This is a genomic window from Kribbella sp. NBC_00382 (genome assembly GCF_036067295.1).
Taxonomy (GTDB): Bacteria; Actinomycetota; Actinomycetes; order Propionibacteriales; family Kribbellaceae; genus Kribbella.
In genome coordinates, this window is sequence record NZ_CP107954.1 from 1,347,348 (window position 1) to 1,365,198 (window position 17,851).

General features: G+C 67.5%; 19 protein-coding genes. 9 read left to right on the plus strand and 10 right to left on the minus strand.

Annotated features, from left to right (window positions below; all coding sequences use genetic code 11):
* Positions 1 to 55: 55 nt before the first annotated feature.
* Positions 56 to 1,072: a dipeptidase gene (locus OHA70_RS06745; RefSeq protein ID WP_328329688.1), complete on the minus strand. Its 1,017-nt coding sequence runs from the start codon at positions 1,070 to 1,072 to the stop codon at positions 56 to 58.
* A gap of 68 nt (positions 1,073 to 1,140) precedes the next feature.
* On the opposite strand from OHA70_RS06745, the gene OHA70_RS06750 reads away from it, so the two are divergent.
* Entirely contained in the window at positions 1,141 to 2,040 is a 900-nt protein-coding gene (locus OHA70_RS06750) for an ornithine cyclodeaminase family protein (RefSeq protein WP_328329689.1), read from the plus strand.
* Here the strand turns inward: OHA70_RS06750 and OHA70_RS06755 are convergent, their stop codons facing one another.
* Together OHA70_RS06755 and OHA70_RS06760 are read right to left on the minus strand one after the other, a co-directional pair.
* Positions 2,041 to 2,409, minus strand: coding sequence for an NADH-quinone oxidoreductase subunit A (locus OHA70_RS06755; protein ID WP_328329691.1), 369 nt, complete (start codon positions 2,407 to 2,409; stop codon positions 2,041 to 2,043).
* 10 nt (positions 2,410 to 2,419) lie between these two features.
* On the minus strand, positions 2,420 to 3,235 hold the full coding sequence (locus OHA70_RS06760; RefSeq protein WP_328329693.1) for a hypothetical protein: 816 nt from the start codon (positions 3,233 to 3,235) through the stop codon (positions 2,420 to 2,422).
* A gap of 309 nt (positions 3,236 to 3,544) precedes the next feature.
* On the opposite strand from OHA70_RS06760, the gene OHA70_RS06765 reads away from it, so the two are divergent.
* Both OHA70_RS06765 and OHA70_RS06770 read left to right on the plus strand, forming a co-directional pair.
* On the plus strand, positions 3,545 to 5,512 hold the full coding sequence (locus tag OHA70_RS06765) for a 2-oxoacid:acceptor oxidoreductase subunit alpha (protein WP_328329695.1): 1,968 nt from the start codon (positions 3,545 to 3,547) through the stop codon (positions 5,510 to 5,512).
* Positions 5,509 to 6,588: a 2-oxoacid:ferredoxin oxidoreductase subunit beta gene (locus OHA70_RS06770; RefSeq protein ID WP_328329697.1), complete on the plus strand. Its 1,080-nt coding sequence runs from the start codon at positions 5,509 to 5,511 to the stop codon at positions 6,586 to 6,588. Before OHA70_RS06765 ends, OHA70_RS06770 begins: the two co-directional genes overlap by 4 nt.
* 62 nt (positions 6,589 to 6,650) lie before the next feature.
* On the opposite strand, the gene OHA70_RS06775 is transcribed toward OHA70_RS06770, so the two are convergent.
* The 6 genes from OHA70_RS06775 to OHA70_RS06800 all read right to left on the minus strand — a co-directional run bounded on the left by OHA70_RS06775 (position 6,651) and on the right by OHA70_RS06800 (position 10,874).
* Complete coding sequence (locus OHA70_RS06775; RefSeq protein ID WP_328329699.1) at positions 6,651 to 6,842, minus strand: hypothetical protein; 192 nt, start codon at positions 6,840 to 6,842, stop codon at positions 6,651 to 6,653.
* A gap of 9 nt (positions 6,843 to 6,851) precedes the next feature.
* Positions 6,852 to 7,031, minus strand: coding sequence for a hypothetical protein (locus OHA70_RS06780; RefSeq protein WP_328329700.1), 180 nt, complete (start codon positions 7,029 to 7,031; stop codon positions 6,852 to 6,854).
* A complete protein-coding gene (locus tag OHA70_RS06785) occupies positions 7,028 to 7,276 on the minus strand; it encodes a type II toxin-antitoxin system Phd/YefM family antitoxin (RefSeq protein WP_328329702.1) in 249 nt (82 codons plus the stop codon). The genes OHA70_RS06780 and OHA70_RS06785 overlap by 4 nt, the downstream gene beginning before the upstream one ends.
* 41 nt (positions 7,277 to 7,317) lie before the next feature.
* Entirely contained in the window at positions 7,318 to 8,565 is a 1,248-nt protein-coding gene (locus OHA70_RS06790; protein WP_328329705.1) for a DUF445 domain-containing protein, read from the minus strand.
* Positions 8,566 to 8,662: 97 nt separating this feature from the next.
* Positions 8,663 to 9,856, minus strand: coding sequence for an MFS transporter (locus tag OHA70_RS06795; RefSeq protein WP_328329707.1), 1,194 nt, complete (start codon positions 9,854 to 9,856; stop codon positions 8,663 to 8,665).
* Positions 9,834 to 10,874, minus strand: a complete 1,041-nt coding sequence (locus OHA70_RS06800) for a hypothetical protein (RefSeq protein ID WP_328329709.1) — start codon at positions 10,872 to 10,874, stop codon at positions 9,834 to 9,836. Before OHA70_RS06800 ends, OHA70_RS06795 begins: the two co-directional genes overlap by 23 nt.
* Before the next feature lie 155 nt (positions 10,875 to 11,029).
* On the opposite strand from OHA70_RS06800, the gene OHA70_RS06805 reads away from it, so the two are divergent.
* From OHA70_RS06805 to OHA70_RS06820, 4 genes are read left to right on the plus strand one after another with little or no spacing between them, the layout of a single operon-like run.
* Positions 11,030 to 11,617, plus strand: a complete 588-nt coding sequence (locus tag OHA70_RS06805) for a TetR/AcrR family transcriptional regulator (protein ID WP_328329711.1) — start codon at positions 11,030 to 11,032, stop codon at positions 11,615 to 11,617.
* The gene (locus OHA70_RS06810) at positions 11,601 to 13,019 is read left to right on the plus strand and encodes a nitrilase-related carbon-nitrogen hydrolase (RefSeq protein ID WP_328329713.1); all 1,419 of its coding nucleotides are present in this window, start codon (positions 11,601 to 11,603) and stop codon (positions 13,017 to 13,019) included. Before OHA70_RS06805 ends, OHA70_RS06810 begins: the two co-directional genes overlap by 17 nt.
* A complete protein-coding gene (locus OHA70_RS06815) occupies positions 13,016 to 14,182 on the plus strand; it encodes an alpha-hydroxy-acid oxidizing protein (protein WP_328329715.1) in 1,167 nt (388 codons plus the stop codon). Before OHA70_RS06810 ends, OHA70_RS06815 begins: the two co-directional genes overlap by 4 nt.
* Positions 14,179 to 14,835, plus strand: a complete 657-nt coding sequence (locus OHA70_RS06820) for an HAD family hydrolase (protein WP_328329717.1) — start codon at positions 14,179 to 14,181, stop codon at positions 14,833 to 14,835. The genes OHA70_RS06815 and OHA70_RS06820 overlap by 4 nt, the downstream gene beginning before the upstream one ends.
* A gap of 19 nt (positions 14,836 to 14,854) precedes the next feature.
* Here OHA70_RS06820 and OHA70_RS06825 read toward each other — a convergent pair whose 3' ends face one another.
* Positions 14,855 to 15,592: a D-Ala-D-Ala carboxypeptidase family metallohydrolase gene (locus OHA70_RS06825; protein WP_328329719.1), complete on the minus strand. Its 738-nt coding sequence runs from the start codon at positions 15,590 to 15,592 to the stop codon at positions 14,855 to 14,857.
* Positions 15,593 to 15,878: 286 nt separating this feature from the next.
* Here OHA70_RS06825 and OHA70_RS06830 point away from each other — a divergent pair, with 286 nt between their 5' ends.
* Together OHA70_RS06830 and OHA70_RS06835 are read left to right on the plus strand one after the other, a co-directional pair.
* Positions 15,879 to 16,385, plus strand: coding sequence for a SigE family RNA polymerase sigma factor (locus OHA70_RS06830; RefSeq protein WP_328329721.1), 507 nt, complete (start codon positions 15,879 to 15,881; stop codon positions 16,383 to 16,385).
* The gene (locus OHA70_RS06835) at positions 16,382 to 17,827 is read left to right on the plus strand and encodes a hypothetical protein (protein ID WP_328329723.1); all 1,446 of its coding nucleotides are present in this window, start codon (positions 16,382 to 16,384) and stop codon (positions 17,825 to 17,827) included. Before OHA70_RS06830 ends, OHA70_RS06835 begins: the two co-directional genes overlap by 4 nt.
* The last annotated feature ends 24 nt before the right edge of the window (positions 17,828 to 17,851 follow it).

Here is a 17,851-nt window from a genome sequence, read left to right on the forward strand (position 1 = left end):
CTAATGGTGACAAGGCAACGACCTCCGATCGGGGCCGGTAGGTCACTCTCGGTGATCAGTCCCGGTGCAGGACGCGGACCAGATTGGTCCCGAGGATCTTGCGGATGACGGCCTCGGGCAGCCCGCGTTTCTGCAGCGCCTCGGTGACCAGCGGCATCCCGGCCGGGCCTTCCAGCCCGGGCACGAGGATCGCGGTATCGAGTCCCTCGATGATCAGCGGCAGGTCGCAGGCCGGGATCTTCTCCCCGAACACCTCGTCGACGAAGTCGCTGCCCAGCCCGACATGGTCCTCGCCGGCCACGCTCACGACGTACTCGATGTGGTCGGCCAGATGCTCGACGGTCGGCCGCGGATCGGCGGTCAGGAAGCCGGCGAAGAAGTTGACGCAGACGACCCCGCCGGTCGCGGCGATCCCGCGGAGCTGTTCGTCGGTCAGGTTGCGGTGGTGCTCGCGGACGGCGAAGGCGCTCGAGTGCGACGCGACGACCGGCTTGGTCGCCAGTTCGAGAATGTGCTCGACCCCGCGCCGGCCCACGTGCGAGACATCGATCAGTACGTCGAGCTCCTCCAGCAACCCGACCGCCTCGACCCCGGCCTTCGTCAGCCGGCTTCCGGTCGCATCCTCGCCCGATCCGTCGCCGAGCGCGCTGCGCCCGAAGTGTGTGAACGAGGCCATCCGTACGCCGAGCCGCTCCAGCGTCTGGAAGATCTCCACATCCTTGTCGATCTGCGGGCAGCCCTCGAGCGCGAGCACCAGCGCGATCCGCCCGGCCGCGACGGCCTCATCGATCTCCGCGCCGGTCCGGCACAGCGTCACCTGATCGGCATTGCCCTCGGCGATCCGGTGCGCGGCCTCGATCATCCGCAGCGTCTCGCGCAACGCGCCCTCGGGCAGGAACTCGCTGTCCAGAAACACCGGCAGCACCTGTACGTCGATCCCGCCGGCCCGCAGCTGCGGAATCCACCGATCACGGAAGTACTCGACCCAGACCTCCTTCGGCCGCCGCGCCACCAGCATCAGCAGGTCGTTGTGCCCATCGGCCACTACCGCGTCGCCGTGCAGGTCCGTCATCGGTGCCCCTCCAGCTCTCGATTCTGCCGCCACGCTATAACGTCGCCGAGCATGAAGGAGCTGAGCTCATGAAGGTGCTGACCGCGGCCGACGTACGCCGTACCGTCTCCATGCCGGCCGCGATCGACGCCGTCCGGCAGGGCTTCCTCGAGCTAGCGGCAGGGAACTTCGTCTTGCCCGCCCGGCAGATCTTCGGCGACGGCGCGGTACTCGTGATGTCGGCGTACCACTCCCCGACCCGTACCGCCGTGGTGAAGAAGATCGGCATCAACCTCGACCAGGTACCGGCGATCCGCGCGACCGTGATCTGGACCGGCGCCGGCGAGCAACTGGTTGCCGACGGCACCTCGATCACCACCCTGCGCACCGGCGCCGTCGTCGGCGTAGCCACCGACCTCCTCGCCCAACCCGACGCGACCCGCCTAACCCTCATCGGCACCGGCGCCCAGGCCGCCGATCAGGTCCGCGCAGTCCTGGCCGTACGCCGAATCGCCACCGCCACCATCACCGGCCGCAAGCCAGACCGCGCCACCGCCTTAGCCAAAGCCCTGGCCACCGAATTCCCCACCGTCACCTTCACCCCCACCACCTCGATCGACGACGCGATCGCCACCGCCGACATCATCTGCTGCGCGACCTCATCCTCAATCCCACTCTTCGACGTCGCCGCCCTCCCGCAAACCGTCCACATCAACGCCATCGGCGCCTTCCGCCCCACGATGCGAGAACTCCCCCGCGACCTCCTCGCCACCGCCGACCTAGTCATGGTCGACCAGCGAGAGGCAGCCCTGGAGGAGTGCGGCGAAATCATCGACGCGCTCGCGGCAGGCGTAGTACAGGAATCCGAACTGCTGGAGCTGGGCACGGCCCTCACCACCAAGCCGAAGCCCACCGGTCGCACCGTCTTCAAATCAGTCGGCGTCGGCTGCCAGGACTGGTCCATCGCCAAGGCCCTCGCCGAGCCGTGATCACGTCCAGTTGAGGATGCCCTTGCGGTACGCGTAGAGCAGGCCGACCGCGACGAAGGCCAGGAAGACGAACATCTCGACCAGGCTGGCCACGCCGACGGCGGCGAAGACGGTGGCCCACGGGAAGAGGTAGACGGCGTCGACGGCGAAGATGACGTACAGGTAGGCGAAGAGGTAGTAGCGGATGTGGACCTGGGCCCAGCCTTCGCCGACCGGGTCGACGCCCGACTCGTACGTCTTGAGTTTGTCGGGGGTCGAGTAGGTGATCGTCAGTGCCTTGTTCAACGCGAAGGCGCCGAGCAGCCCGAGCAGGCCGAGGACGACGATCGCGCCGACCACGCCATAGGTCTGCGACACGAGCCCGATCATGGGCGAGAGCTTAGTTGGTACAGAGCAGTAGTGCGTCGATGGCGACGATCGGGCCGTAGCCGGATTTCACATCGGCGATCTGGAGGCGGAGCCGGTTGACGCCGAGGATGTCCCGGTTCAGCCAGGTCTCGGTCTCCTGCTTCATGTCCACCGTGCCGACCAGCTTGCTGCCGTTCAGCAGCGACGCCCGGATCGTGCCGTCGGTGATGTTGCCCAGCCAGGTACGCACCCAGCGGCAGCCGGTGCTGTCGACCTCGCCCCAGACGACGCCGGCCTTGTCCGCCAGCACCTCCGCCTCAGCGCGCCGCGGCCCTTCGCTCACCGGTACTACGTTGAACTGCGGATGCCCCTTGCCGCCCGCGGCGAGCAGCGGCTTCTTGAAGATCCCGCGATACACGTAGTGCGAGAAGCTGACCATCGGCGAGACGGCAGCGGCGTACGGCGCCTGCGCACCGATCGAGAGCCGGTACGTCTTGACCGACCCGGGCACCTTCGGCGGGATCGTGATGCTCGTCCCCGCCGTCACGCCGTGGCCGATCTCCTCCCACTTGCGGAGGCTCGACGACCAGCGCTGCAGCGAGACCCGTGACTTGGCCACCGGCGCCGGGGTGATCTGCCCGACCACCGTCAGCACGCCCTTGGTCGCATCGGTCGTCTTGATGCTGGTGATCTTCACGGTCCGTACCGGCGTCGTCGCCGCCGCGGACGGCGCCGCCTGGGCGTCCTGGACCGCCATCGCACTCTCCGCCGGCACCACCTCGGCGGCACAACCGCTCAGCGGCAGGGCGATCAAGGCCAACAGAGCAAGGATGGGACGCACGCCCATGGTGGAACTCCCTCGAGCCCGGGTGGCACCCGGGGTAGATCACAGCTTGATGAAGACACTCTTCCCGACCCGGCTGCAGATGGCAAGCGAACGATTGCCCTCCGTCACACTGGAAGGTTCGGCAGACCGCATCGAATCCCCCGGTGAGCAACTCCGTATCGGCTGATCCCAGGCTGTGGACCATCTGCTCGTCCGCATGGTTCCGTACAAGGGGCGAACTAAGATTGAGGTATCGCCCACTGGGGGGATCGGCCTCTACTCCACAAGAGGACTGGCCGGCCCAAGCTTCGACTTGGAGATGACTGACACGTGACCATCGAGGTCAAGCAGCTGGACCGCGTGGTGATCCGTTTCGCCGGCGACTCCGGCGACGGGATGCAGCTCACCGGGGACCGCTTCACCGCAGAGACGGCGTCGTTCGGCAATGACCTGTCGACGCTGCCCAACTTCCCCGCCGAGATCCGGGCACCTGCCGGGACCCTGCCGGGCGTCTCGTCGTTCCAGTTGCACTTCGCCGACCACGACATCCTGACGCCGGGTGACGCGCCGGACGTGCTGATCGCGATGAACCCGGCGGCCCTCAAGGCGAATCTGCCGGAGGTACCGCGCGGCGCCACCCTGATCATCGACACCGCCGACTTCACCGCGCGCAACCTGAAGCGGATCGGGTACGAGCAGAACCCGCTCGAATCGGGCGAGCTCGAGGCGTACCACGTGATCGGCCTGAACCTGACCGGGATGACCGTGGAGTCGGTCAAGGAGTTCGGGCTGAGCCGCAAGGACGCCTCCCGGGCCAAGAACATGTACGCGCTCGGCCTGGTCTCCTGGCTGTTCCAGCGGCCGACCGAGTCGACGATCGAGTTCCTGCAGACCAAGTTCGCCGGCAAGCCCGACATCCGCGACGCCAACATCGCGGCGTTCCGGGCCGGCTACAACTTCGGTGAGACGGCGGAGGAGTTCTCGGTCCGGTATGAGGTGAAGCCGGCCCGGATGGCGACCGGCACCTACCGCAACATCTCCGGCAACCTCGCGCTGGCGTACGGCCTGGTGGCGGGCGCGCAGCGGTCGGGGCTGCCGCTGGTGCTCGGCGCGTATCCGATCACGCCGGCCTCCGACGTACTGCATGAGCTGTCGAAGCTGAAGCGGTTCGACGTGACCACGATCCAGGCCGAGGACGAGATCGCCGCGGTCGGCGCCGCCCTGGGTGCGTCCTTCGGCGGCGCGCTGGGCGTGACGGCGTCGTCCGGCCCGGGCATCAGCCTGAAGTCCGAGACGATCGGCCTCGCGCTGATGCTCGAACTGCCGCTGATCGTCTGCGACATCCAGCGGGCCGGCCCGTCGACCGGCATGCCGACCAAGACCGAGCAGGCCGACCTGCTGCAGGTGATGTTCGGCCGCAACGGCGAGTCGCCGCTGCCGGTGGTCGCTGCCCAGTCCCCCGCGGACTGCTTCTCGATCGCCGTCGAGGCCGCCCGGATCGCGGTCACCTACCGCACCCCGGTGATGGTGCTGTCCGACGGCTACCTGGCCAACGGCTCGGAGCCCTGGCAGGTCCCGCAGATCGACGACCTGCCGACCATCGACCCGAACTTCACCACCGAGCCCAACGCGACCAACGACAAGGGCGAAGCGGTCTACCTCCCCTACGTCCGCGACCCGGAGACCCTGGCGCGCGCCTGGGCCATCCCTGGTACGCCGGGCCTCGATCACCGCGTCGGCGGGCTCGAGAAGGAGGACAAGACGGGCAACATCTCCTACGACCCGGCGAACCACGATCTGATGATCCGCACCCGCCAGGCGAAGGTGGACGGCATCACGGTGCCGCCGCTCGAGGTGGACGACCCGGACGGTACGGCGAAGGTCCTGGTACTCGGCTGGGGCAGCACGTACGGCCCGATCGGCGCTGCGGTACGCCGGGTCCGCACGGTCGGCGGCAAGATCGCGCAGACGCATCTACGGCACCTGAACCCGTTCCCCGCCAACCTCGGCGAGGTGCTCGGGCGGTACGAGAAGGTGCTGGTGCCGGAGATGAACCTCGGCCAGCTCGCGATGCTGCTGCGCTCGAAGTACCTGGTCGATGTCGTCTCGTACGCGCAGGTTCGCGGTATGCCGCTGGGCGCCGCCGAGCTGGCCGAGGTGATCGGCAACCTGGTCGAGGAGACCGAAGGCATCGACGACGACGCGCGGCACCTCGGCGTCGCGGCCGCCAGCCTGACCCATGGCGAGGCGCTGGGCGTCCAGCCGAACGGCGTCCACCACCCGGAGGTAGCACGATGAGCACCGTCGATCTTGGTCTGCCGAGCCTGCCGGGCGGGCTGGCCGGAGTACCGACTGCGACCGAGCCGCAGAACCGCAAGGAGTACGTGTCGGACCAGGAGGTCCGGTGGTGCCCGGGGTGCGGCGACTACGCAGTACTGGCTGCTTTTCAGGGCTTCCTGCCCGAGCTGGGGATCAAGCGCGAGAACATCGCGATGGTGTCCGGCATCGGCTGCTCGTCCCGCTTCCCGTACTACCTGTCGACGTACGGCATGCACTCGATCCACGGCCGTGCGCCGGCGATCGCGACCGGGCTCGCGGTGGCGCGGCCCGACCTGAGCGTCTGGGTGGTGACCGGTGACGGCGACGCGCTGTCGATCGGCGGCAACCACCTGATCCACACGCTCCGGCGCAACGTGAACCTGAAGATCCTGCTCTTCAACAACCGGATCTACGGCCTCACCAAGGGCCAGTACTCGCCGACCTCGGAGCCGGGCAAGGTCACCAAGTCGACCCCGATGGGCTCGGTCGACAACCCCTTCAACCCGGTCTCGCTGGCCCTCGGCGCCGAGGCGACCTTCGTCGCCCGCACAGTCGACTCCGACCGTAAACACCTCACGTCGGTACTCCGGGCCGCCGCCGAGCACCGCGGGACGGCGTTCGTCGAGATCTACCAGAACTGCCCGATCTTCAACGACAACGCCTTCGACGCCTTCAAGAACCCCGAAACCCGCGACGACGCGATCATCCCGCTCGTCCACGGCGAACCCATCCGCTTCGGCACCGACGGCCACCTGGGCGTAGTCCGAGACGGCTTCGCCTCCCTCGCGGTCCGCGAAGTAGCCGACCTCCCCGGCGGCGAATCCGACCTGGTCATCCACGACGCCCACACCGAAGACCCGGCCTACGCCTTCGCCCTCTCCCGCCTAACCGACGCCGGCGTCCTCCACCAGGCCCCCATCGGCATCTTCCGCTCAGTAGCCCGCCCGGCCTACGACGACCTGGTCCGCCAACAAGTAGAAACCTCAAAGGAAACCCAAACCGGCGGCACCCTCCAATCCCTAATCAACGGCTCCGACACCTGGACCGTCGACTAGCTCGCACCACGCCCACGCACCTCCAACGGCGCGTAGGCGTGGGCTCTTCGAAGGCCACTTGGTCAGACGGCGATGACCTGCAGGTAGTCATCGAGTCCGTAGAAGTCCTTGGGGTTGCAGGTGTAGAGGGCGGCTTCGTGGGTCGCGGCGGTGGCTGCGATCAGCAGGTCAAGAGATCGACTCCGAGGCTGACGGCCGGCGGCGACGAGGGCCGCTGCCAAGGCGCCGTACGTCCGAGCGACGGCATCGGTCACCGGAAGGGCTCAAAGGCACGCTCGATGGAGGTGAACCCTCCGCGGCCGTTCCGCACGGACCTGCGGAGTCTTGGCGATCAGCACACCGAAATGCAGCTCGGCCAGGCTGATCGCGCTGATCGCCAACTCGGCGTCGACCGGCTCCGCAAGGCCACCGATCAAGACGCTGGTGTCGAGGACCGCTCTCACCTGGATTCCCAGGCGTCCCGCACCTCGTTGTCGACCAAGTCCCGATCCTCTGCCCAGTCAGCGTCAGACCGGACGCTCAGTACGTCGGCGATCTCGTCGTACCGCCGCCAGTGGTCCCGCTCGGCCGGCCCTAGGACGGCGGCCGGCCGGCCGGACATCGTGATCACCAGGTGCTCGCCGGCTTGAGCGCGGCGGACCAGATCACTCGCGTTCTGCCGCAGCTCGCGCAGCCCCAAAGCATCCATACATACGACGGTAGTACATGTGCTACCCCAGTTGGATTGGCTCAGAGAAGTTGGCTGAGGGTGTGGATTGTCAGACCTACCAGGGCTCCGACCACCGTGCCGTTGATGCGGATGAATTGGAGGTCTCGGCCTACGTGGAGTTCTATGCGGGCGGCTGCCTCGCGGCCGTCCCAGCGTTCGATGGTGTCGGAGATGATGGAGACGATCTCGGTGCCGTAGGTGCGGACCACGTAGCCGACTGCTTCGGCGGCTCGGGTGTCGATCTTGTCGATCAGGGTCTCGTCGGTCTGTAGGCGTTTGCCCAGGTCTTTGATCGTCTGGGTGGCGCGGAGGCGGAGGGGGCCTTCGGGGTCGCCGATGGCGCCGATCAAGGCGGTGCGGACGGCGTCCCAGACGGCGGTCAGGCTGTGGCCCATGTCGGGGTGGCTGAGCATCCGGCGCTTGAAGGCCTCGAAGCGGTCCATCATCTCGGGGTCGCGCTGGAGGTCGTCGGCTAACTGCAGCAGCAGGCGGTCGACCGCCTCGCGGGCCGGGTGCAGCGGATCATCCCGTACTGCGGCCAGCCAGCTCAGCGCCTCGCGGTGGATCCGGTCGATGACGAGCGAGTCGACCCAGCGCGGCGACCAGCGTGGCGCTCGCGGCCCGACCACGTCGGCGAGCAGCTCCCGGTTCTCGGCCAGCCAATCATAGGCCTCGACCATCAGCAGGTCGAACAGCGCGCGATGCGCCCCGTCGTCGACCACCGACCCCAGGAAATGCCCAGCGATCGGGCTCAACGGCTCCTCGGCGAAGCGCGGCAACAGCGAGCCACGGACGAAGGCGGTGACGTCGTCGTCGCCAAGCTTCGGCAGTGCGGCGCCGATCGTACGGACGCCCTCCTCGACGATCCGCTCCGCATGGTTGCCGGAGGCCAGCCACTCCCCCGCGCGCCGGCTCACCTCGGCCGTCCGCATCTTCTCCGCGACCACTTCCTCGGACAGGAAGTTCTCGGTGACGAACTGCTCCAGGCTCTCGGCGAGGCTGTCCTTGCGGGTCGGCACGATCGCGGTGTGCGGGATCGGCAGCCCCAACGGATGCCGGAACAGCGCGGTCACCGCGAACCAGTCCGCCAGCGCTCCGACCATCGCCGCCTCGGAGGCCGCGTTCACATAGCCCCAGCCGCCGTCGCGGTGCAGCGTCACCACGTAGATCACGGCCGCCAGTACGAGCAGTGACAGCGCCACCATCCGCATCTGCCGCAGCCCACGCCGGCGCACCAGATCCGGCCCGCTCAACACCATTGTCGCCATACCTTGATTCAACCAACCCGGCAAAGGATCAGGCTCAGGCAACACCCCTTGTTTTCCCCGTACCAGTGTCCCGTCAAGCTACATCGCTTACGGGACACTAAGCCCGCCGACGGTCCATCTGCCCCGACACCAGCGCCAAAACCAGCCCTGCGACAGCGAGTACCGCACCGACCCGGCTGGGCCACTCATAGCCGTACCCGGCCGAGAGGACGACGCTCCCAAGCCAAGCGCCGAGCGCATTGGCCACGTTGAGCGTCGAGTGGTTGAGGGAGGCAGCCAGCGACTGACCCTCGTGAGCCACGTCCATCAACCGGGTCTGCAGCGCCGGGATGAGGATGCTCGCGCTGAAGCCGAGCGCGAAGACCCCGACCAGGGCACCCGCCTTGCTCTGGGCCAGCCAGCCGAAGGTCGTCAGCACGACAGTCACGGCCACCAACCCGCCGTACAGGCTCGGCATCAGGGCGCGATCCGCGAGCCGGCCGCCGACCAGGGTGCCGCCGGTCATGCCGATGCCGTACACGGCCAGCACGATCGTCACCGCCGCCTCACTGAAGCCGGCCAGGTCCGTCATCGTCGGGGTGATGTACGAGTACGTCGCGAACATCCCGCCGAAGCCCACCATGCCGACCAGCAGCGCCATCCACACCTGGGGTTTGGCCAGCGCACTCAACTCACTGCGGACGTTCACGTCGTTGCCGACCGGCTGCGGCCCGATCCAGAACCAGACCGCGATCAGGGTCAGCAGGCCAAGGATGCCGACGGCAACGAACGGCAACTGCCAGCCGAACCGCTGCCCCAGCAGGGTGGTCACCGGTACGCCGATGATGTTCGCCACCGGCAATCCGACCATCATCATCGAGACCGCCCAGGCCCGCCGATTCACTGGCACCATGGACGCACCGACCACCGCCCCGATCCCGAAGAAGGCGCCGTGCGGAAGGCCGGTCAGGAACCGGGCCGCCATCAGCAGTTCGTAGCTGTTGGCAACGGCCGAGAGAATGTTGCCGATGACAAACACCGCCATCAGCCCGAGCAGCAGCCGCTTGCGTCCGGTCCGGGCGCCGAGCGCCGCGATCACCGGCGCCCCGACCACCACTCCGATCGCGTACGCCGAGACGATGTGCCCCGCCGTCGGGATCGAGATGTCCACCCCGTCGGCGATCTGCGGTAGCAGCCCCATCGTGACGAACTCGGTGGTCCCGATCGCGAAACCACCGGTCGCCAGGGCCAGCAGAGCCAGGCCGACGTGCCGCGAGGACAGCGAACTGTCAGGAGTCACCGAACTTGTCACGCCTGATTGTCGCATCCGCCATCGCTCCGGTAGCCGCCATCTCGCCCGCCGGTGTGAAAACCCCCACCCGCCGCCAAGCCACTACCAGCAGTACCAGCGCGAGCGCCGCGAAGATCCCGTTGCCGACCAGATCAGCCGCCTTCGATGCCTCCAACACCGGCGTCTCCGGAAAGCCGTGCCATGCGTACGTCAGCAGCGCACCCGTTGCCAGCGCCAGCACATGCCGCCGCGACCACAGCTCATGCCGCCCCCAAAACACCACCACCCGAACGGACGCCACCCACCCGACCAGATAGATCCCCGCCGCCCACCACCCCGGCACATCAAGATCGCTGACCAACATGAACCCGGACGTCACCAGCAAAGCACTAACCCCAACCAACCAAACCGCAGGCACACTCCCAGCCAACCGCGCGGGCCTGCCACCCACAGCCTGCCGACCTAGTCGCGCGGCAACACCGATCAGCGCGACCAGCGCAACAGCAACCCCAGCGAACTGCCACGGCGACGCCACGAACGGGTCGTTGTTCAGCTGGATCGCCGTCGACGCCACCACCCCGGCCAGGAAGAACATCCCGACCACCCACAGCCCGATCTTGCCCAGCCACGGCTCCCGCGGCCGCTTCGAGACCGCCTCCACCAGCACGATCGGCACGGTGATACTCCACACCGTGTGCAGCGTGAGTACGAACAACGTCCACGGCGCTCCCATGCCGAGGAAGTGGATGTACCCGGGATCGAGCAGCCGCTGATCGACGTAGTTCGGGTTGAACAGCGACTGCGTCGTCACCCCTTCTTCGAAGATCCCGTACGCCAGCGCCAGCACGACAAGACTCGGATACCCCCATCCACGCCGCCGCACCAGCTCGCGACTCAGCACCGCCCCACCGCCGTACAGGCAGGCCAGGCCGATCACCGCATACAGCGCCGTGATCGGCAGATTCCCGAGCAAGTACTCCGCCACCAACGGCGACAGGAAGAACAGTCCGATCGCCGGCCAGAACCTTTTCGCACGCATCTGAACGCCTCCTCATCCGTTGCCCTCCAGCCTCGCGCCGGGCGCAGCGGCGTACCGGTGCCGACCGTCCTGACCTGCCCCTGACGGATGTCATGGACTCAGGGATGAGTCAGGGGAATTCCCCTATACGGCGTATAGGCATTTGCGTTTAACTGATGAACATGACCGAGGTGAGCACCAAGGACCGCATCACAGCCGCCGCCGGCTACCTGCTGACGGAGAAGGGCGCCGACGGCGTCAGCATGCGCAAGGTCGCCGCCGCGGTGGGCATCACGCCGATGGCGATCTACCAGTACTTCCCCGACCGGGACGCGCTGCTGCACGAGGTCGCCGACGCCGCCTTCAGCGAGTTGGTCCGGCGCTGGGAGGCCGAGCCGCGCAGTGTTGCGGCCGACGAGCGGCTGCGCGAGATGCTCGTCGATCACGTGGACTTCGCGCTCGCCCAGCCGCGGCTCTACGACTACATGTTCACCCAGCGACGCGACCAGGCCCGGCAGTTCCCCGAGGACTTCCGGTCCCGCCGCTCGCCCACCTTCACCCTGCTGGCCGACGCGATCGCCGACGGCATCACGCAGCAACTCTTCCGCGACGACGACATCTGGGAGTCCAGCCTGATGATCGCCGCCTTCCTGCACGGCCTGATCCAGCTCTACCACGGCGACCGGATCGGCATGCCCGAAGCCGACTTCCGCGCCCTCTGCCTGAGCCTGGGCGAAAGGATGATCAATGGACTCCGCCAATAAACACCCACGCCTGTACGCCGCCCTTGCAGCCCTACTCACCGGCACGTTCCTGTACTTCGGAAGCGGCCTCACCACCATCCCCGCGCTCACCTGGCTGGCACCCCTACCAGTCCTGCTCGTCGCACCGCATCTCACCAAGAAGCTGACCGCCCTGACCGCCTTCATCGGCTGGTCCCTCGGCCTGGCCAACCTCTGGAGCTACCTACTCAACGACCTCGAACTCCCACCCGCCGCGATGAGTTTCCTCGTCCTGCTGGCCGGCGTCTTCACCCTGACAGTCCTGCTCTTCCGCGCCCTCATCCGACGCGGCCGCTACCTCCTGGCAGCCCTTGCCGCACCCGCGAACTGGGCCGCCGCCGATTACCTGATCGCACTCGTCTCCCCGCACGGCGCCTTCACCAGTCTGGCGTACACCCAGGTCGATGTTCATCCGGTCGCCCAGATCGCTTCCATGACAGGGGTTTGGGGTCTCAGCTATCTACTGCTCACGCCGGCGGCCATCATCGCGGCAATTGCGCACGCCCCGCGGCGTACCGGCGTACAGCTCATCACCGTCCTAGCAATGGTTGCCATCGGCACCGTCTCGTACGGCGCTTGGCGTCTCGCTGGTGACTCGACCGGCCAGGCCGTCAAGATCGCGATCGTCTCCGCCAGCAACGGCCTCGACGACACCCGCTGGTCCGGCGCCAATGGCCCGACGATCCTCACCACCTACACAAAGCAGATCGAGGCCGCCGCGGCCAAGGGCGCCCACGTCGTCGTACTTCCCGAGAAGTTCATCGACGTCGATGCGACCGCGCTGCCGGGCCTCGACCAAAGGCTGCAGAAGATCGCCACCGACAACAACGTCGAGCTCCTCACCGGCCTCACCGTCTTCGGTGACCATGGCAACGACTACAACCGCGCACTCGTCTTCCACCCGACGGGCGGCACTCCCCTTTCGTACGACAAACACCACCTGATCCCAGGCATCGAGCCGTACGAGCCCGGCGACCACCTCGCGATGATGGGCACCTGGGGAGTGATGATCTGCAAGGACATGGACTTCCCCGCCCTGGCCCGCCAGTACGGCCAGAAGAAGGCCGACCTCCTCCTCGTCCCAGCGCTCGACTTCGACAACGACGGCTGGCTGCACAGCCGGCACGCGCTGCTCCGAGGCATCGAGAACGGCATCCCGATCGCCCGCAACGGCAGTCAGGGCCTGCTCACCCTCAGCGACTCGTACGGCCGCGTCACCAGCCAAACCTCCGCACCGACCGGCGCCGACGTCACCCTCCTGGGCGACCTCCACCCCGGTATCCACGCCACCCTCTACACACGCTTCGGCGACTGGTTCGCCTGGCTGTGCTGCTTGCTGACGCTCGGAGGCCTCGGGGCGTTGAGGCGAAGCAAGCAGGCATGAAAGCATCCGGCATGGCCAACTACGGCGATCACCAGCTGAGCATCTACGTGCAGGGGATGTTCCAGGACACCCGGCCCGAGATCACCACCGATCTGTCCCGGCTGGAGTCCCAGGCCGCCGGCAGTCTGTCCGTCGAGGCGATGGGCTACATCGTCCCCAGTGCCGGCAGTGGTTCGACCGCGCGCGCCAACCTGGCCGCGTTCGACCGCTGGCGACTGGTCCCCAGGATGCTGCGCGGTAGTACCGAGCGGGACTTGTCCTGCACGATCCTCGGCACCAAGATGCCCGCGCCCGTGGTGATCGCGCCGGTCGGCGTACAGACGCTGGCACATCCCGACGGCGAACTGGCGACCGCGCGAGCCGCCAGCGCACTCGGGCTGACCTACACGCACTCCACCCAGGCGAGTCACTCGTTCGAGCAGATCGAGGCCGACAGCAAGTGGTACCAGCTGTACTGGCCGACCGACAAGGACGTCTGCCTCAGCTTCCTCCAACGCGCCAAGGACAGCGGGTACTCCGTACTGGTGGTCACCCTCGACACGGGCACGATCGGCTGGCGCCCGGCCGACCTCGACCGCGGCTTCCTGCCGTTCCTCAAGGGTGAGGGCCTGGCGAACTACTTCAGCGACCCTGCTTTCCAGGCCAAGCTCGCCAAGCCGATCGCGGAGGACCCGACGGCAGCGGTGATGCACTGGGCCCAGATGTTCCCGAACGTAGGTCTGAGCTGGGACGAGCTGTCGTTCCTCCGCGACAACTGGTCCGGCCCGATCGTGCTCAAGGGCATCACCTCGGTCGACGACGCCAAGCTCGCGGCTGAGCACAGCGTCGACGGCCTGGTCGTGTCGAACCACGGCGGTCGCCAGGTCGACGGCGCGATCGCGGCGCTCGATGCTCTCCCGGCGATCGCTGATGCGGTCGGCGAGCAGGTGACCGTGCTGTTCGACTCTGGCATCCGTACCGGTTCCGACGCCGCCAAGGCCCTTGCTCTCGGCGCCAAAGCTGTACTTCTCGGCCGCCCGTTCCTGTATGGCCTCGCGCTCGCCGGCCAGGCCGGAGTCGAGCACGTACTGCGCTGCCTGCTGGCCGAGCTCGATCTCACGCTGGCCTTGTCGGGGTACGCGAACCACCGGGAGCTCAACCGGACGTCGGTGGTCCCCGCATGAAGGCGGTCATCTTCGACCTCGACGACACCCTCTTCGACCACTCGTCATCCATCACCGCGACCCTGCGCGCCTGGGTCCCGACGCTTGGCGCCGCCGAACTGACCGATGAGCTCATCGCCCAGTGGTTCGTGGCCGAGCACCGTAACTTCGAGCTCTGGCTGGCCGGCGAGCTGAGCCACCAGGGTCAGCGCCGCGGCCGGCTCCGCGACTTCCTGCCGCTGATCGGCTACCCGGTCCCGGCCACCGACGCCGGACTGGACGAGATCTTCGCCGGCTTCATCGAGCGCTATCCGCAGCACTGGACCGCGTTCCCCGATGCCCTGCCGGCACTGGAAGTTGCCAAAAGCAATGGGTGGCGGATCGGCGTGCTGACCAACGGCGTGGTGCAGCAGCAGAACGCGAAGCTGGCCGCGATCGGCCTGGCCGACCGCATCGACGTGGTCGCGACCTCGGAAGGGCTCGGCTTCAGTAAGCCCGCACCGGAGTCGTACCTACTGACCTGCGAGGCACTCGGCGTCGACCCGTCCGAGGCGCTGATGATCGGCGACAACCTCGAGAAGGACGTCATCGGCGCCCGCGCGGCCGGCCTCAGCGCAGAGCATCTCGACCGCGCGGCCGGCATCACGCTCACCCAGCTGGTCCGGGCGGGCTGACCCGCCCGGACCAACTCGTTCAGATCCCGCAGTTGGGTGCGGACCAGAAGTTGCTGGTCCGGATGTCGAGGTGGGTGTGGTCGTTGTGGTCGGGGTAGCCGGGGCCGAGGATGCCACCGAACCCGTGGTACCGGGCCTGCTTGGCCATCGTGCAGAACGAGTGCACCCCGGTCAGGTCGGCGGACCGGCCGTACAGGTGTTCACTGTTGCTTGCCCCGCCTACCGAGCGGTTGCAAGGGACGCTGCGGAACCCGCTGCTGATGTTGAGCGGCTGGTCGCCGAGCGCGTGCCGCAGCGCCTCGAGCTGCCACATCGTCTGCAGCGCGTTGGCCTTGGTCGCCGCCTCTGACAGCGGCCCGCCGTCGTACCCGGACCCGCCGCAGCCGTCGTCCAGCTCGGCATAGGTGAAGTGGATCGGCGTGCAGTCGTCATCCTGCAGCGCGTAGATCTTGCTGAACGTCGCCGCACCGGCAACCCCGTCCGAGGTCAGCCCATACGCCGACTGGAAGCGCTGCACCGCCGCCTTGGTGGCCGGCCCGAACACACCGTCGGTAGCGATGTGAGCCCCGTACGCCGGATAGCCGGCGACCCGGATCTGGAGCTGGCGGACGTCCTCACCGCTGGTGCCCTGGGCGAGCGAGCGTCCCCAGGTGTAGCAACCGTCGGCGTACGCCTTGGTCGCGGTCACCGCCTGGGTCGCGACGGTGCCGACCAGCATCGCACCGAACAACCCGAGGACGGACAGAATTCTGATCACGCGATTACTGAAGCACCTCGTCCCCCACCCAGCCTTCGAGCGAAGCGAGAAGGTTCTCTTGTGTTTTTGCTCTTGCATTTGCTTTTTCCTCCGAACGCATTTGGGGCGAAACGCGCCTGACCCCGCCACTGTCCCGGCAAGATCCACCGGTTGGCCAGGGCTCAGGTGAAACTTTTCGACGAACAGCAGGTGCCGGGCAACCGATCGGCGGCCCTCGGCGGTCCTCCATGATGTGACCATTGACGACAGCACGCTCACACTGCGTGCACGGGGAACGGGGCGACCGGTGACGGCTGCTGAAGGGTTCGACGCGTTCGTACTCGCTCGGTCTCGCAGGCTCCTGCGGACCGCCTACTTGCTGACCCAAGACCACGCGCTGGCCGAGGACCTGGTCCAGACGGCCCTGGCCAAGGCCTGGTTCGCCTGGTCCCGGATCGAGGGTGGCGACCCGGAGCCGTACGTCCGCAAGGTGATGGTCAACACCTACGCCTCCTGGTGGCGCCGCCGCTGGAACGGCGAGCAGCCGACGGAGGAGTTGCCGGAGCACGCAGTACAGGCCAACGCCGAGGAGCGCACCGACGTCTGGCGAGCCCTGCAGCGACTGCCGCGACGGCAACGCGCTGTCGTCGTACTCCGGTACTACGAAGACCTCTCCGAGGCAGAGACCGCTCGAGTCCTCGGCTGCACCCCCGGCACGGTGAAGAGCCAGACCAGCAAGGCCTTCGCCAAACTCCGCCTGGATCCCGCGCTACTGACCGCCGACATCACCGCAGACCGGGAGGCCACGCGATGAAGCTCACCGACCTGCGCGACGAACTCAACAACCGCGCCGAAACCACCGACGCCACTCCGGACCTACTCGCCGGCGTCCACGCCAAAATCACCCAAACCAAGCGCCGCCGCAAGGCAGGAGCCCTAGGCGCCGTAGCCGGCGCAGCCGTCATCGCAGCCTTCGCCACCGGCCTCATCCCCGGCCTGACCACAACCACCCCCCAGCCCGCCGACGACAACCCGGCGCCGAAGGACTACGTCAACAACGGGATGACCGTCCCGGGCGTCCGGGAACAGGACCGGCTGCTCAAGGGATGGGTCGGCGCTCCCGGCCAGGACAAGCTGGACTTCAGCTGGACGGCGAAGGTGCAGGAGACCAGATTCCAGGGCATCTGCAACTCGACAGCGGCCTCGACCCCGTACATCACCGTCTCGATCAACGACTACGTCATCGGCACCGCAGATTGCGACACCAGCAGCGATGCGACGCAACTCCCCTCCGGGAGCTCTGTGAGCGCCGACAGCGCACTCTGGCTGGCGGCACCCGACGGGAAACCCGCCCGGGTTGTCGTCCAGCTCACCGACCAGCAAGGCCGCCCGGTCAAGGCCGGCGACACACAAGTTGCCCTAGGCATCTACCAGGTCCCGCCCGCGACCTCCGACGACAGCGCGCCCGTCCAGGCTCCGCCGACCTCGTCCGACGACTATCTGAAAGACGGCATCCGCTACCGCGCCAAGATCGGCGGCCGGACCCTGCTCAGCGCGATGGTCTCCGACCGCGGCCAGAACCAGATCGACTTCACCTTCACCGCGACCGGCAACCAACTCGCCCTCATCCCGTTCTGCACGGCGACCAGCATCCAGGGTGACTTTCCCGAGTACCAGGCAAGTATCAGTGTCGACGGCAAGCGGGACGGCTCGGTTTCCTGCTCCACGGAAACCACCGACGCCGGGCGCGGAAGCTACGCCAGCGCCGCCACGGTTCCGCCGCCGGCGAAGGGACAGCAGGTCAAGGTGAGCGTGCGGCTCGAGGACAACAAGGGCCGACCGGTCGACCGGCCACAGGACTGGATCGGTCTCGGCGTCTACGACATGGGCAAGCAGCGGACCGTCGGCACCACGAGGCTCGAAGAGCTGGTCGAGTTCACCGGCCACAACTACCGTCTCGCCACGCTCGAATCGGTAGATGCAAGCGTCGGCCACCTCGAACTCGCCACCCCCGCGAACACCCCGTTCCTGATCTCCCACGGCAGCACCGAGGACGCCGGCCCCACCGTAGTAGTCCGCTTGACCGGCTTCGGCGACGAAAACTCGTCCGGCCAGGCCGGCGGTTACGTCACCTCCGGCAAATCAGCCCGCCCGGCCACGATCGCCAAGGTTGCTTTCGCCGACGTCGACAGCAAGAAGCTCCCCAGCAAGATCACCGGCAAGCTCTTCGCAGCGATCTACCTCCCCGCTGACTGACCGCATGCAACCATCCGGGCCGTC

Coding starts and splice junctions, on each gene's coding strand:
- OHA70_RS06745 (WP_328329688.1), bottom strand. CDS start 1,072: ATGACGGACCTGCACGGCGACGCGGTAGTGGCCGATGGGCACAACGAC.
- OHA70_RS06750 (WP_328329689.1), top strand. CDS start 1,141: ATGAAGGTGCTGACCGCGGCCGACGTACGCCGTACCGTCTCCATGCCG.
- OHA70_RS06755 (WP_328329691.1), bottom strand. CDS start 2,409: ATGATCGGGCTCGTGTCGCAGACCTATGGCGTGGTCGGCGCGATCGTC.
- OHA70_RS06760 (WP_328329693.1), bottom strand. CDS start 3,235: ATGGGCGTGCGTCCCATCCTTGCTCTGTTGGCCTTGATCGCCCTGCCG.
- OHA70_RS06770 (WP_328329697.1), top strand. CDS start 5,509: ATGAGCACCGTCGATCTTGGTCTGCCGAGCCTGCCGGGCGGGCTGGCC.
- OHA70_RS06785 (WP_328329702.1), bottom strand. CDS start 7,276: ATGGATGCTTTGGGGCTGCGCGAGCTGCGGCAGAACGCGAGTGATCTG.
- OHA70_RS06790 (WP_328329705.1), bottom strand. CDS start 8,565: ATGGCGACAATGGTGTTGAGCGGGCCGGATCTGGTGCGCCGGCGTGGG.
- OHA70_RS06800 (WP_328329709.1), bottom strand. CDS start 10,874: ATGCGTGCGAAAAGGTTCTGGCCGGCGATCGGACTGTTCTTCCTGTCG.
- OHA70_RS06805 (WP_328329711.1), top strand. CDS start 11,030: ATGAACATGACCGAGGTGAGCACCAAGGACCGCATCACAGCCGCCGCC.
- OHA70_RS06810 (WP_328329713.1), top strand. CDS start 11,601: ATGGACTCCGCCAATAAACACCCACGCCTGTACGCCGCCCTTGCAGCC.
- OHA70_RS06815 (WP_328329715.1), top strand. CDS start 13,016: ATGAAAGCATCCGGCATGGCCAACTACGGCGATCACCAGCTGAGCATC.
- OHA70_RS06820 (WP_328329717.1), top strand. CDS start 14,179: ATGAAGGCGGTCATCTTCGACCTCGACGACACCCTCTTCGACCACTCG.
- OHA70_RS06835 (WP_328329723.1), top strand. CDS start 16,382: ATGAAGCTCACCGACCTGCGCGACGAACTCAACAACCGCGCCGAAACC.